Source organism: Pseudomonas sp. Pmew2, assembly GCF_058129885.1.
In genome coordinates this window covers 4047683-4061426 of record NZ_CM176702.1, presented here as the reverse complement: position 1 = coordinate 4061426, position 13744 = coordinate 4047683, and the positions used below count along the sequence as shown (strand labels likewise).

At 59.8% G+C, this 13744-nt stretch carries 11 protein-coding genes and 1 pseudogene; 4 read left to right on the top strand and 8 right to left on the bottom strand.

The window, feature by feature from the left end; all coding sequences use genetic code 11:
• Positions 1-72: 72 nt before the first annotated feature.
• The 7 genes and pseudogenes from pdxA to pobA all read right to left on the bottom strand — a co-directional run bounded on the left by pdxA (position 73) and on the right by pobA (position 7422).
• Positions 73-1107: a 4-hydroxythreonine-4-phosphate dehydrogenase PdxA gene (pdxA, locus tag AC4ANK_RS18555; protein ID WP_005731526.1), complete on the bottom strand. Its 1035-nt coding sequence runs from the start codon at positions 1105-1107 to the stop codon at positions 73-75.
• Positions 1100-2359, bottom strand: a complete 1260-nt coding sequence (locus tag AC4ANK_RS18550) for a four-carbon acid sugar kinase family protein (protein ID WP_460384813.1) — start codon at positions 2357-2359, stop codon at positions 1100-1102. The genes pdxA and AC4ANK_RS18550 overlap by 8 nt, the downstream gene beginning before the upstream one ends.
• Positions 2356-3525 carry an iron-containing alcohol dehydrogenase gene (locus tag AC4ANK_RS18545; protein ID WP_031595786.1) on the bottom strand — a complete coding sequence of 390 codons (1170 nt, stop codon included), beginning with the start codon at positions 3523-3525 and terminating at the stop codon, positions 2356-2358. The genes AC4ANK_RS18550 and AC4ANK_RS18545 overlap by 4 nt, the downstream gene beginning before the upstream one ends.
• Positions 3526-3535: 10 nt before the next feature.
• On the bottom strand, positions 3536-4021 hold the full coding sequence (locus AC4ANK_RS18540) for a dihydrodipicolinate synthase family protein (RefSeq protein WP_235208760.1): 486 nt from the start codon (positions 4019-4021) through the stop codon (positions 3536-3538).
• A gap of 91 nt (positions 4022-4112) precedes the next feature.
• Positions 4113-4430, bottom strand: a pseudogene (locus AC4ANK_RS18535) (dihydrodipicolinate synthase family protein); the annotation flags it as partial.
• A gap of 170 nt (positions 4431-4600) precedes the next feature.
• Entirely contained in the window at positions 4601-5926 is a 1326-nt protein-coding gene (locus tag AC4ANK_RS18530; RefSeq protein ID WP_002554342.1) for an MFS transporter, read from the bottom strand.
• 311 nt (positions 5927-6237) lie between these two features.
• Positions 6238-7422 carry a 4-hydroxybenzoate 3-monooxygenase gene (gene pobA, locus AC4ANK_RS18525; protein WP_002554341.1) on the bottom strand — a complete coding sequence of 395 codons (1185 nt, stop codon included), beginning with the start codon at positions 7420-7422 and terminating at the stop codon, positions 6238-6240.
• 152 nt (positions 7423-7574) lie between these two features.
• Here pobA and AC4ANK_RS18520 point away from each other — a divergent pair, with 152 nt between their 5' ends.
• A complete protein-coding gene (locus AC4ANK_RS18520) occupies positions 7575-8444 on the top strand; it encodes a helix-turn-helix domain-containing protein (RefSeq protein WP_002554340.1) in 870 nt (289 codons plus the stop codon).
• Positions 8445-8495: 51 nt separating this feature from the next.
• Here the strand turns inward: AC4ANK_RS18520 and ppnN are convergent, their stop codons facing one another.
• Complete coding sequence (gene ppnN, locus AC4ANK_RS18515; protein WP_002554339.1) at positions 8496-9869, bottom strand: nucleotide 5'-monophosphate nucleosidase PpnN; 1374 nt, start codon at positions 9867-9869, stop codon at positions 8496-8498.
• A 452-nt stretch (positions 9870-10321) separates the two neighbouring features.
• Between ppnN and AC4ANK_RS18510 the strand changes: the two genes are divergently transcribed.
• The 3 genes from AC4ANK_RS18510 (at position 10322) to AC4ANK_RS18500 (ending at position 13657) form a co-directional block, all read left to right on the top strand.
• The gene (locus tag AC4ANK_RS18510; protein WP_002554338.1) at positions 10322-10996 is read left to right on the top strand and encodes a TIGR04211 family SH3 domain-containing protein; all 675 of its coding nucleotides are present in this window, start codon (positions 10322-10324) and stop codon (positions 10994-10996) included.
• A gap of 367 nt (positions 10997-11363) precedes the next feature.
• Positions 11364-12965: a tetratricopeptide repeat-containing response regulator gene (locus tag AC4ANK_RS18505; RefSeq protein ID WP_002554337.1), complete on the top strand. Its 1602-nt coding sequence runs from the start codon at positions 11364-11366 to the stop codon at positions 12963-12965.
• Complete coding sequence (locus tag AC4ANK_RS18500) at positions 12962-13657, top strand: sensor histidine kinase (RefSeq protein ID WP_002554336.1); 696 nt, start codon at positions 12962-12964, stop codon at positions 13655-13657. Before AC4ANK_RS18505 ends, AC4ANK_RS18500 begins: the two co-directional genes overlap by 4 nt.
• Positions 13658-13744: the final 87 nt, after the last annotated feature.

Genomic DNA, 13744 nt, shown 5'->3' with positions numbered 1-13744 from the left:
CGCTCCATTGTTGTTGTTCTGGCGCGTTATGGGGTGCCGCTGGGGATCGTTGGGTCAGTACCGGTAACGACCTCAGACGGCGATGGAATTGCGGGTGTCGCGTTTACGGGTTGCCAGCTCCACGGCCTGACGCATGGCTTCGATAAGGCTGCGTTCGTCGGCAATGCCTTTGCCGGCAATGTCGAAGGCGGTGCCGTGGTCTACCGAGGTACGAATGACCGGCAGGCCGATGGTTACGTTGACGCCGGCTTCCAGGCCCATGACCTTGACCGGGCCGTGACCCTGATCGTGGTACATCGCAACCACCGCATCGAAGTCGCCACGTCCGGCGCGGAAAAACAGCGTGTCGGCGGGCAGCGGGCCTTCCACACGCCAGCCGCGGGCGTGCAGTTCATCGATTGCGGGCTGAATCTTGGTGGCTTCCTCGCCATAACCGAACAGGCCGTTTTCCCCGGCATGCGGGTTGATGCCGCACACCGCGATCAACGGATTTTCGATACCGGCGCGGATCAGGGTTTCCCGGGCGCGTTCTATGGTGCGCTTGACCAGCCCTGGCTCGATCCGCGCAATGGCGTCGATGATGCCGATGTGCGTCGTGACGTGAATGACGCGCAAGGTCGGGGTCATCAACATCATCGAGACTTCTTCGATGCCCAGCAGGTGCGCGAGCATTTCGGTGTGGCCGGGGAAAATATGCCCACCTGCGTGCAGCGCTTCCTTGTTCAGCGGGGCAGTGCATATGGCGTCCAGCTCACCGGCCTGAGTCAGTTGCACGGTGCGCTCGATGTAGCGGAAGGCTGCATTGCCGGCCACCGCTGACAGTTTGCCGTAGGGCAGGTCAGCGGGTATCAGGCCCAGATCGATGCAGTCCACCGTGCCCTGGGTGAAACGGGCTTCTGCAGGGCTGGCGATGCTGTTGACGCGCAACTGGCTGCCGACGATGCGGTTGGCGTCTTCCAGGCGTTGGGCATCGCCGATCACCAGCGGACGGCAGGTGGCGTACACCGAGGCGTGGGTGAGCATTTTCATGATGATTTCCGGTCCCACCCCGGCGGCGTCGCCCATGGTGATACCAATGACGGGACGTTCAGACAGACGCTCAGACATAGGAAGCTTCCTCGTTGAAAGGGGTGCCGGTCGCAGCCGGTGCGTGGAGCATTTGCCAGGCGGTGAGCAAGGTGTCGGGGTTGCCGAACCCCCCGGCTTTGGTCACGACATTGAACGTGTGCTTGCCCAGTCGGGCCTCGGCCAGAACCACGCCGGTGGCCAGTTCGCCAAACAGCGTCAAGCGTTTGATATCCGCTGCAATCAGAATGGCTCTGGCGGTTTCGCCACCGGTGGCTACCACTGAACCGGCATGGGGCAGGGCGGGGGCCAGCCACTGCGCCAGCGCGTTGCTCAATGTGGCCGCCTGCGCCGGGTCGCGTTGTTGTTGATCGAGGCGTACCAGCACATCTCGCCCGGTAGCCAGATGCTCTTGGGGTTGCAGGTATGCTGCGGCGCGCTCGGCGTGCGCATCTTCATTGAGTAACATTGCCGGTTGCAGTGTCAGGCACAGTGGCTTGCTGGCCTGTGCGAGTCGGTCGGCCTGGGCCTGGGAATGCCGGGACATGCTGCCCACCACGGTCAGCACCGGAGAACGCGGCTCGACCTTGATCGGCAAGGCTTCGGCCAGCTCGAAGGCGTGCGGTAGATGGCGAGCCAGCCCGGCCGAGCCGACCCAGAACAGTTCTTCATGCCAGGCCACCGATGCCTGGGCCAGTTGCAGCAGATCACTGTCCAGTTGTGCATCGCAGACCAGCGCCTGCACACCCTGTTCAAGTGCGTTGCGCAATGTGGTTTTGAGCCGTGAAGAATCACGTAGGGTGTCCAGGCCGAGCCACTGGGTACGCAGGCCCTGCGCGACAAACAGATCCAGCAGGTTGCCGGTGCCGTGCAGGTTCTCGTTGCGCCAGACATCGCTCTGATCGACTGGCACACCGTCAATCAATTGCACGCCCTGAACGGTCGTGCGTTTCATGGCCGGGAACGCCGGAGCGACCAGCGCCATGCCGCGCAGGCCTTGCAAGGCATCGACCTCACTGGCGACGTTGCCGCGCAGTGTGGAGTCGATTTTCTTGTACAGCGCCATACCGATTCGGGATTGCTGTTGCAGGGCTGCGCGGTTCTGTTCGGCGGCCTGTTGCGGGTCAAGGCGACGTGAGTCGGCATCAATGGCGATCACCCCCGACAAGTCTTTGGCATTGCCGGTCAGGACCACATGAGTGTCGATCCGTGAAGCAAAGTCCGCTGCGCAATCGGCTGCCCCCGACAGGTCGTCAGCAATGATCAGCAGGCCCGGAAATTCGGCGCGGCTCATGGCAGCAGGCACCGATACAGTTGCTGGATATCATCCAGGCTGAGGACTTTGGGGTTGTTGGTCATCAGGCGTGTGACCTTGGAAGCCGCTACCGCCATGTCCGCCAGATGCTCTTCGGCAACCCCGAATTCACGCAGGTTCTGTGGGATGTTCAGCACCTGGGTCCATTGGCGAATCTGTCCGATCAGCTTGTGGGCAGCGGTCTCGTTACTGTCGTCCTGCTGTGCCACGCCGCAGACCAGTGCCGCACGCTTGAGGCGTTCGGCGCAGCTGTCCAGGTTGAAAGCCATCACGTGAGGCAACAGCATGGCGTTGGCCACGCCGTGGGTGACGTGAAACTTGCCACCCAGCGGGTAAGCCAGTGCATGCACCGCTGCGGTTCCGGCGGCGGTCAGCGCCAGGCCCCCATACATCGAGCCCAGCAGCATGTCGCCACGTGCGCGAACCGATTCCGGTTGTTGCCAGGCTTCGACAATGCTGCCTGCGATCAGGCGCATCGATTCCAGCGCAAACGCATCGCTGATCGGGTTGGCCTTGGTGGAGATGAAGGACTCCAGCGAGTGGGTGAAGGCATCCATGCCGGTCGCGGCGGTGATCGGGCGCGGCAGGCTGAGGGTCAGCAGCGGGTCGAGAATGACCAGCGTCGGCAGCAGATGACGGCTGACGACGCCTATCTTCAGTTCTTCATCGGGCAGAGTGACGATGGCATTGGGCGTCACTTCCGACCCCGTACCGGACGTGGTCGGGACCAGCACCATAGGCTTGCCGGGGTGAGTCACCTTGTCGATGCCCAGCAGGTCTCTGAGCGGTGTGTCGTTGGTCAGCATGACGGCGAACAGCTTGGCGGCATCCAGCACGCTGCCCCCGCCAATCGCGATCAGGGCTTCCGGGGCGTGCGGCGCGACATCTTCGCGGAATACCCGCTCGATATTTTCCAGCGTCGGTTCGATTTCGACGTTATCAAGCATGTGCACACGGATATTCTGCGCACTGAGTTGCTCGGTGACGCGCTGGGTAACCCCCAGGTTATGCATGGCGTTCTGAGTAACCAGAATTACGCTTTTGACCGGCACATCGAGCAGCGGCAGTTTTTCGCTCAGCAGGTCGAGGCTGCCGGGGCCGTGGAGCACATGTTTCACAGTCTGGAAGTGGTAAGTAGCAGACATCGCGATTACCTCAGGCTTGGCGGTAGACGGCCAGCAGCTTCTGGAGTTTTTCCAGTGCGGCGGCATCGAGCGGCTGCACGGGCGCACGGCACGGGCCGACCGGGACATTGAGCAGTTGCGTTGCGGTTTTCAGCACCACCGGCATGGTGCCCAGCGCGAAGGCATCGCGCAGCGGGCGCAGGGCTTCCTGCGCGGCACGGGCCGCTTCGTGGTTGCCTGACTGGAAGTTGTTCCAGATCGACATGACCACCTCCGGCACGGCGTTGGCGGTTGCGGCAATAGCGCCGTCACCGCCAGCCAGCAGGTTCCAGTAGATCAGCGAGTCGGTTCCGGCGAACACCGCAAAGTCGTCGCTGCGGTACTGCATCATCTGCACCAGTGCGTCGAAATTGCCGGCGCTGTCCTTGATGCCCTTGATCTGCGGATGCTGGCTGAGGGTTGCCACGGCACCGATGCCGATCGACATGCCGGTCTTGGCCGGGATGTTGTACATCATCAGCGGCAGCTCGGCAGCTCGGCAGCTCGGCAGCGTCGGCGATGGCGGTGTAGTGCTTGATCAGTTCGGACTGGCTGATGGCATTGAAGTACGGCGTGATGATCGACAGGGCATCTGCGCCCACATCAATCATCTTTTTGTTCATTTCAATCACTTCGTGCGTGGCGAACGCGCCGGTACCGACCACAACCGGCACACGTCCTGCCACGGCTTCGACAGTGATTCGAGCAATTTTGAGTTTTTCCGATTCGGAAAGGGTGAAGAATTCGCCATTGGTGCCCAGTACGAAAAGCCCGTGAACGCCTGCATTCAGGAGGTTTTCGATCAGATTGCGCAGGGCTTGCTCGTCGAGTTGCTGATCAGCGGTGAAGGGTGTGACCAGAGCTGGGATGATGCCGCGAAATTGCATGGCCAGGTTCTCGTTTTATTTTTAGTAAAACGATAATGATTGAATCAATCATTTCTGGCAAGCGTTTTGATCGTTTTTTTCATTTTTCGGTAGGGTTTCTGCCTGAAAGTGACAGGTTCAATCAAAAAGCCAGGCACATGGCCTGGCTCAAGAGAACTGTGTCGTTAAGTTCAGGCGGTCGCCGCAACCTTGCCTTTCGATTGACGACTGACTCGCAAGGCCACCAGGCTGCCGACGATGGTCAGCGCGGCCAGCGAGTACAGCGCAAGGGTGGTCGAGCCGGTCTGGTCCTTGATCCAGCCCACCAGATACGGGCTGAGGAACCCTGCCATCTGGCCGATCGAGTTGATCAGCGCCAGCCCGCCCGCTGCAACGCTGGCGCTGAGCAGTGCGGTTGGCAAGGGCCAGAACATTGGCAGGCTGGTGAGGGCACCCATGGTCGCGATGGTCAGGCCGAGAATGGCGATGATGGGCATTGTCGCGAAGTTGGCGGCGATGATCAGGCCCGTGGCGCCCATCAGCATCGGCACCACCAAATGCCAACGGCGCTCATTGCGCAGGTCGGCGGAGCGGCCGACCAGCAGCATGAACACGCCTGCCATCAGGTAAGGCACGGCGCTGATCCAGCCGATCACCAGGGCATCGCTGAAACCGAGGTTCTTGATGATTGACGGTAGCCAGAAGTTGATTGCGTAGACACCGCTCTGAATGCAGAAATAGATAAAGCCCAGAATCCATATGAACGGCATGCTCAGCACCGAAGCCACCGAGCTTTTACCCTGCACCGGACGGCTCAGTTCATCGTTGGTGATATCGGTCTTGACCCGCTGACGCTGCGCGGGCGTCAGCCAGCGGGCATCCTCGACCCTGTCGCACAGCAGAACGAAGGCCAGCACACCCAGCGCCACGGTAGGCAGCCCCTGAATCAGAAACATCCATTGCCAGCCGGCCATTCCGCCCTGGCCCGCAGCGAAATGGTTGAGAATCCATCCGGAAAAAGGACCGCCCAGCAGTCCGGAGACCGGAATGGCCGACATGAACAGTGCCATGATCCGTCCGCGACGCTGGTTCGGATACCAGCGCGAGAGGTACAACACGATGCCGGGGAAGAAGCCGGCCTCTGCCATGCCGGTCAGAAAGCGCAGGACGTAGAACTCGACTGGCGTGGTGACGAACAGCAGGCAGGTCGAGAAGATGCCCCAGGTAATCATCATCAGGCCGATCCAGCGGCGCGGCCCGAAGCGGTTCAGCGCCAGATTGCTGGGCAAGCCGCACAGCACGTAGCCAATGAAGAAGATACCGGCACCGAGGCCATAGACAGTCTCGCTGAAACTCAGGGCGTCGAGCATCTGCAGCTTGGCGAAGCCGACATTCACGCGGTCCAGGTAATTGAACAGGTAGCAGATGAAGATAAACGGAATAAGGCGCAGGGTGATACGACGGTAGACATGATTGCCGTCAGCGTCGCCCGCCTCTTGGGTCGAGGTAGCGGTCATGGCGTGTGTTCCTCTGTGCTTGTTGTTTTTATGCAGCTATGGAGCTGTCAGGTGCACTGCCGATCATAGAGTGGTGCCCATGAAAACGCTTTGGGGTTTTGCACGGCTGTGGAGGGCGTGCGTTGTGTGATTGCACAACGCAGGGCTCTGCGCTGGCGTGCATTGCATTGCATTGCATTGCATGGCTGCGCATCCTCTTGGCGACGCTGCTCAAGACCGGACGCAGAGCTCACTACCGCTATCGTGCGACGCTCGGCGTCGGCATGCTTTTCAGGACGCTCTGCGTCCTCATACGCAATAGGTGAAATACGCTACTCAATCGCCTCATACGGCAAGCCCACATAATTCTCCGCAATGGTCCTGCGCCCGGCTTGCGAGCCGACGTAGTAGTCCAGTTCGGTTTGCTGGATGCGCTGGCTGAACGCATCGGTGTCGGGGAAGTTGTGCAGCACCGAGGTCATCCACCAGGAAAAACGCTCGGCCTTCCACACGCGGCGCAGGCAGATTTGCGAATACTTTTCCAGAAGGTCGGTGCGGCCCTCGCGGTAAACCTTGAGCAGAATCCGGTACAGCGTGCTGACGTCACTGGCCGCCAGGTTCAGTCCCTTGGCGCCGGTAGGCGGGACAATGTGCGCAGCATCGCCGAGCAGGAACAGGCGACCGTACTGCATGGGTTCAACCACGAAGCTGCGCAGCGGCGCGATGCTTTTCTCGATGGACGGGCCGGTCACCAAGCGGTCTGCCAGATGCTCGGGCAGACGGGCTTTCAACTCGGTCCAGAAGCGTTCGTCCGACCAGTCTTCGATTTTCTCTTCGGCACTGACCTGCACGTAATAGCGGGTGCGAATGGCCGAGCGCATGCTGCACAGGGCAAAGCCACGCGGGTGATTGGCGTAGACCAGCTCTTCGTTGACCGGCGGCGTGTCGGCCAGCACGCCGAGCCAGCCAAACGGGTAAACGCGCTCGAAGATTTTCAGCGTTTCAGACGGGATCGATTGCCGCGATACACCATGGAAACCGTCGCAGCCGGCAATGTAGTCGCAGTCCAGGCGCACGGTTTCGCCGTCTTTCACGAACGTCACATAGGGACTGTCGGTCTTTGGATCGTGGATGTTCACGTCAGACGCGTCATAGACAGTCATCGCACCTGCTGCTGCGCGCGCGGCCATCAAGTCGCGGGTGACTTCAGTCTGGCCGTAGACCATCACGGTTCTGCCACCGGTCAGGGTTTTCAGGTCGATGCGCTCACAGCGCCCGTCGAAGGCCAGCTCGAAACCGTCATGAATCAAGCCTTCGGCGTCCATTCGTTCGCTGACGCCTGCTTCACGCAACAGGTCGGTCATGCCTTGCTCAAGCACGCCGGCGCGGATGCGCGAGAGGATGTAATCGGGGTCCTTGCGCTCGACAATCACGTTGTCGATGCCGGCACGCTGCAGCAGTTGGCCCAGCAGCAGCCCTGAAGGGCCTGAACCGATAATGGCAACCTGGGTTTTCATGGCGATGGTCCTGTTTTTGATCCCTGCCAAGTGTCATCAGCGGGATATGATTGTTTTTGTCTCCTGCATTTTTAATGGATGCCATCGAGATAAGAAGGCAATATTCGACGCATTATCTGGACTTTTCGAGGGTCCGGACGGGAGAAGAACACATGGCCAGACCTGCCACTGCAACGATACCGGTGTTCAAGCTTTACGGGGAAACCGCGGCCTGGCCGACCCCGGACCTGATCCATTGCGAGTCGATCCCCGAGCGCAGCAAGATGCACGAATGGGAGATCAAGCCGCATCGCCATGGAGATCTGGTGCAGTTGCTGTATGTGCAGTCCGGCAGGGCGATGCTCAAGGTCGAGGATGTGGTCACCGAGGTCGAGACACCTTCGCTGCAGGTGGTTCCGGCGTTAAGCGTGCACACCTTCAGGTTTGCCGAAGATATTCAGGGGCACATTCTCAGTCTGGCCAAACCCTTGGTGGAGCAGCTTGAGACGGCACTCGACAGCTCGGCAATGCGCACGACACGGTGTTACGAGCTAGGGGCGGACAGCCATTACGTTGATACGCTGTTCAGCGCCATCGCCCGTGAGTACCGGCAGCCCAGGGCTGGTCGCGATCTGATGCTGCATTCATTGATCAACGTGCTGGTGGTCTGGCTCAGTCGGCGCAGCAGCGAGCATGCTGGCGAAGAAATTCACGCCATGGACCGCGGCCGTGAGCATTTGCAGGTGTTCATGCATCAGTTGGAGGCGAGTTTTCGCGAGCACTGGTCCATTCACCGGCATGCGCAGGCCATGGGCATCAGCGCCGCGCATTTGAATTCGCTGTGTCGGCGCCTGTGCAACCAGTCGGCCTTGCAGATCATCAGCCAGCGGCTGTTGCTGGAGGCCAGGCGCAACCTGATCTACACCACCATGACCATCAATCAGGTGTCCGACAGCCTCGGGTTTTCCGAACCCGCTTATTTTTCGCGCTTCTTCAAACGCGCCACCGGGCAGTCGCCCAAAGCGTTTCGTCAGCAGAAATAGAAACGGGGCGCTCAAGGGCGCCCCGTTTGCCTGCCGGTTATTGCCGTGGGATCAGGCCACGACCTGATAACACGGCACGTAGGCCGCGCCACCGGGCAACTTCATCCGGTGCTGATCGACAAACGCCTGCAGCAGCTTGTCCAGCGGCCCCATGATCGAAGGATCGCCTTGAATCTGATAAGGACCGTGCTCCTCGATCAGGCGAATGCCCTTGTCCTTGACGTTGCCCGCGACAATCCCGGAAAACGCCCGGCGCAGGTTGGCGGCCAGCTCGTGAGTGGGCACGTCGTGGTTCAGTTGCAGTTTCGACATATTCTCGTGAGTGGGATCGAAAGGGTGCTGGAAGCTTTCCTCGATCTTCAGCAGCCAGTTGAAGTGAAACGCGTCATTCCGCTCGCGGCGGAACTGCTTCACTTCTTTCAGGCCCTGAGTCATCTGCCGGGCGACGTCTGCCGGGTTGTCGATGATGATCTGGTAATGACGCTGCGCTTCTTCACCCAGCGTGGCACCGACGAACGCGTGCAACTGTTGCAGGTACGGCTCGGTATTTTTCGGACCGGTCAGGATTACCGGGAACGGTACGTCCTTGTTGTCCGGGTGCATCAGAATGCCAAGCAGATAGAGGAATTCTTCAGCCGTGCCTGCGCCACCGGGGAAGATGATGATGCCGTGGCCAACGCGCACGAAGGCTTCGAGACGTTTTTCGATGTCCGGCAGGATCACCAGCTCGTTGACGATCGGGTTGGGTGCTTCGGCCGCAATGATGCCCGGCTCGGTCAGGCCCAGATAGCGCCCGCCGACAATGCGTTGCTTGGCGTGGGCAATGGTCGCGCCCTTCATCGGGCCTTTCATTACGCCAGGGCCGCAGCCGGTGCAGATATCCAGGCTGCGCAGGCCCAGTTCATGGCCGACTTTCTTGGTGTATTTGTATTCTTCAGTGTTGATCGAGTGACCACCCCAGCACACCACCATCTTCGGCTCTACGCCAGCGCGCAGCGTGCGGGCATTGCGCAGCAGGTGGAACACGTAATCGGTGATGCCCTGAGAATTGCTCAGGTCGATGCGCTGGCTGTCCAGTTCGCTTTCGGTGTAAACGATGTCACGCAGGGCGCTGAACAGCATCTCGCGGGTGCTGGCGATCATTTCACCATCGACAAACGCATCGGCCGGAGCGTTGAGCAGCTCCAGGCGCACACCGCGGTCCTGCTGATGAATTCGCACTTCAAAGCTTTCGTACGCCTCAAGAATGGTCTTGGCGTTATCAACGTGGGCGCCAGTATTGAGAATGGCCAGGGCGCACTGGCGAAACAGGGTATAGGTGCTGCCTGAACCGGCCGCGCTGAGTTGCTGCACTTCGCGTTGGGACAGGGTTTCAAGGCTGCCTTTCGGGCTTACGGTGGCGTTAATCACTTGTCTTGGGATCATTCTATTTTCCATTAGAGCGATGCAGTCGAGCATCAGGATGGTGAACATTGAGAACATTCACCCCTGTGGAGCCTTTTCTACAGCACTTGGCCGGGAAAGCAAACGCCGGACCGCAGACGTCCCCTGTTTGAGCCTTTGTGCGCCATCGCAGAATTGAATCGACAAGCGAATTCTTTTGAAAGCAGGCACTTGCCCGGGATGACCGTGCGGCTGAATTTTGACGCGGACAACGGGCAATAGTGAACCTGACCCCGTTAACGGAGTCTGTTAGCTGATGGACTTTCTGGACGGCCTGCACGAAACGGATCATCAGGTGCTTTTTAAGCGCGCCTGATAGGCAGACATTCCGTCCGGGCAGGAGTTGCAAAACCTTTGATCTCCTGCCGCTCCCATCCTTAGCCGGCCCGTTAAACGAGGCTTTATTTTCATTTCAGATAAAGATAATTATCGCCATGTCTCGTCATTTCTCCGCACTTCTTTCCCGAGCCCCTGGCCTGTTCGCTGTTTCGCGTCGCTTGCTCGGCGCAGGCCTGTTTGGCGCTGCATTGACCGTTGTCGTTCCTGGCAACGCGCAGGCCGCAGGCAGCGATCGCTGGGTCAGCGACAGCCTCACCACCTACGTACGCAGCGGACCAACCGATGATCATCGGATTGTGGGGACGCTGAAATCCGGGCAGAAGGTCGAGCTGCTCAGCTCTTCGGGCAAGTTCAGCCAGGTGCGCGGCGAAGGCGGTTCCACGGTGTGGATCCCCAGCACTGACCTGCAGGAGGTGCCTGGTCAGGCCGAGCGTGTGCCGCAACTGACCCAGCAGGTCAGCGAACTGACCGATCAACTGGCAGGCATCGACAATACCTGGAAGACCCGTGTGCAAGGTATGCAAGAGACTCTTGATGCGCGCAAGAAACTGGTCGACGAACTGGAAGCCCGCACCAAGACCCTTAACGATCAACTGGCTGATTCTCAGGCCGAATTGCGTGCCACTCAGGCGCGGCTCGGCGACGAGAACAAGCAGGTGATGATGCGCTACATGGTCTATGGCGGCAGCATTGCCGGTGCAGGCCTGCTGGTGGGCCTGATCCTTCCGGCGTTGACCAAGGGTCGCAAGAAGAACGATGGCTGGGTGTAAACCTGCCCGAAACACCTGTTCATGCCAGCGCCGCGCGCTGGCATGAGCGAAAGGTGATGAGCCTCCGCTAAAACTCCCTTCCTGCTCCTGCAATTACGATCCAGCTCGCAAAATGTCTGCATGCCTGCCGCCCGGACAATGCGCGAAGTTGATGTTCGTTCTACAGTTTCTGCCCGTATGGTCGAAAAACTGAGTGTTGCCCTGAACCGCGTGGCTTGTTGCGGGGAGGGCGGCAACGGCGAACTGTGTTATGGCATGTTGCCATCAGTTATTATGTGCGTCCTGAAAAATGGGCTGCCGAGTCGGGTCTGAGTGGTTTTCAGGCCGTGGGTCTCATATTTTCACCCTCTCCTGTGCAGGAATCCGGATGCTGGCGTACAACCAAAAAAGCTTTCTTATCGTTGATGACTTCTCTGACTTTCGCAGTTCAGTGCGGTCGATGCTGCGTGAACTGGGCGTCAAGGAAGTGGATACCGCCGACACCGGCGAGCAGGCGCTGCGCATGTGCTCGCAAAAGCGTTATGACTTCGTATTGCACGACTTCAATCTGGGTGATGGCCGCAAGAATGGCCAGCAGGTGCTGGAAGACTTGATGGTCGAGCGGCTGCTGAGCTACGAAAGCGTGTTCATTATGGTCACCGCCGAAAACAGTCAGGCGATGGTCATGAGTGCGCTTGAGTGGGAGCCGGACGGTTACCTGACCAAGCCGTTCAACCGTGCCGGGCTGGCCCAGCGCCTGGAAAAGCTGGTGCAGCGCAAGACCTTGCTCAAGCCGATTCTGCAGGCCCTCGACCGGCGCAAACCGGCCGAGGTACTGGCCGCGTGCAACAAGCTGATCGAGCAGGACCCGCGTTATGCGCCGTTGTGCTTGCGCTACAAGGCGGATGCCTTGCGGGACCTGAAGCAGAACGAGCCACTGGAAGCTTTTCTCAAGACCATTCTGGCTGATCGTGCCACGCCGTGGGCCTACGGCGCGTTGGGCAGTCTGCTGCTGAAACGCGGCAAGACTGCCGAAGCGCAGGCCGTCTATGAGCAGGCAATCAAGGCGTTTCCGGCCATGCCGGCGCTGTTCGACGGCCTGGCTGATGTGCTGGTGGCGCTTGGCGATGCCAAGCGGGCGCAGACGGTCCTGGAAAGCGCTGTGCGCCTGTCCCCTCTGGCAGTCCGTCGACAGAAGCTGCTGGGCAAGCTGGCGCTGGGCAACGAGGATTTTGAAAGTGCCTCCAAAGCCTATCGCCAGGCGGTTTCCCAAGGCCAGCATTCGCGCTTCAAGGACCCGGAAACCAACCTGGGTCTGGCACATGCTCTGATCAGCAAGGGCGGCGAGCAGGGGCTGGATGCGCGCACGCGTGTCGAGATCAACAACGCCCTAGTCGACGTTGCCAAGGAACACACCGACGACGAAGGTCTGCAAGTGCGCACCCGCCTGATGAAGGCTGCCAGCCTGCAGCACTCGGACCCGGAAACCGCAGCCAAGCTCACCGAGCAGGCCATGGCCAGGCTCGATGGCATGGAGCAGGTGCTCAGCGCAGATGCCGCCCTGATGGTGGCTGCGCAGCTCAAGAAACTGGGCCAGGAAGAAGCGGGTGCCAGTGTTTTGAAGAGCTGTGCTGAAGCCTATGGCGATGATCCTGCGGTGATGAAAAGCGTCGCCAGCATGACCGACGATCCCGCGATTCTGGGCGCCAGCAAGGCTGCCGTCGATTTCAACCTGCAAGGCGTGCGCAGTTACAAGGCCGGCAACCTCACCGAGGCACAGGCGTTTTTCCGCAGCGCCCTGGGCTTGCAGCCGAAGAACATCAGTATTGTGCTGAACATGGTGCAGTCGCTGCTTCATCCGGGGCAGAACCTCGGGCAGGCCGGCATTGACGAGTGCCGTGCCAGCCTGACCGTGCTGGGCAAGATTCCGGAAAGCGATCCGCGTTATGAGCGTTACCAGAAACTCAGGGAGAGGGCGTTTGGCGCATGAGTGAAGAGACAGAGCAGGGCCTCGACTTTTCGATGGTGATCGCCTCCACCGTACATGACATGAAAAACTCGCTGGCGACCCTGACACAGGCGCACAGCGAGTGGCTGGCGAAGCTTTCCGGTCATCAGCGTGACATGCCGGAACAGGGCGTCATCGACTATGAGTTCGCCAACCTCAACGGCATGCTTGTGCAGTTGCTTGGCCTTTACAAACTCGGGGTCAACCAGCTGCCGTTGCGTCCGGATTACCATGAACTGGACGACTTCATCGAAGCGCAGTTGGCGCACCATCAGGACGTGCTGGCCAGCCGCGGTATCGCCGCGCGCTATGAAATCGATGAGATGAGCCCCTTGGGCTTTTTTGACCGTGAACTGGTGGGCTCGGTGGTCGGCAATATCATCGTCAATGCAATCGGTTTTGCCCGCGAGCAGATCGTGATCAGCATCGGTGAAGAAGGCGGTCAGTTGAAGATCACCCTCAATGACGACGGCCCCGGTTACCCGGCGTATCTGATCGAGCGTCAAACCGAATACGTGCAGGGCATCAATCAGGGCAGTGGCAGTACCGGCCTGGGCTTGTACTTTGCTGCGCACATTGCCCGGCTGCATGTGCGCAACGGCATGCGCGGGCGAATCGAAATCGCCAACGGCGGCGTGCTGGGCGGGGGAATGTTCAGCATTTATCTGCCCTGAAACCCGAACTGCAATTGCTGCGAAATATGAGACAGCCGCGCACCAGCATTATATTGACGCGGTGCCGCGCACTTGCGTTATCCCGTT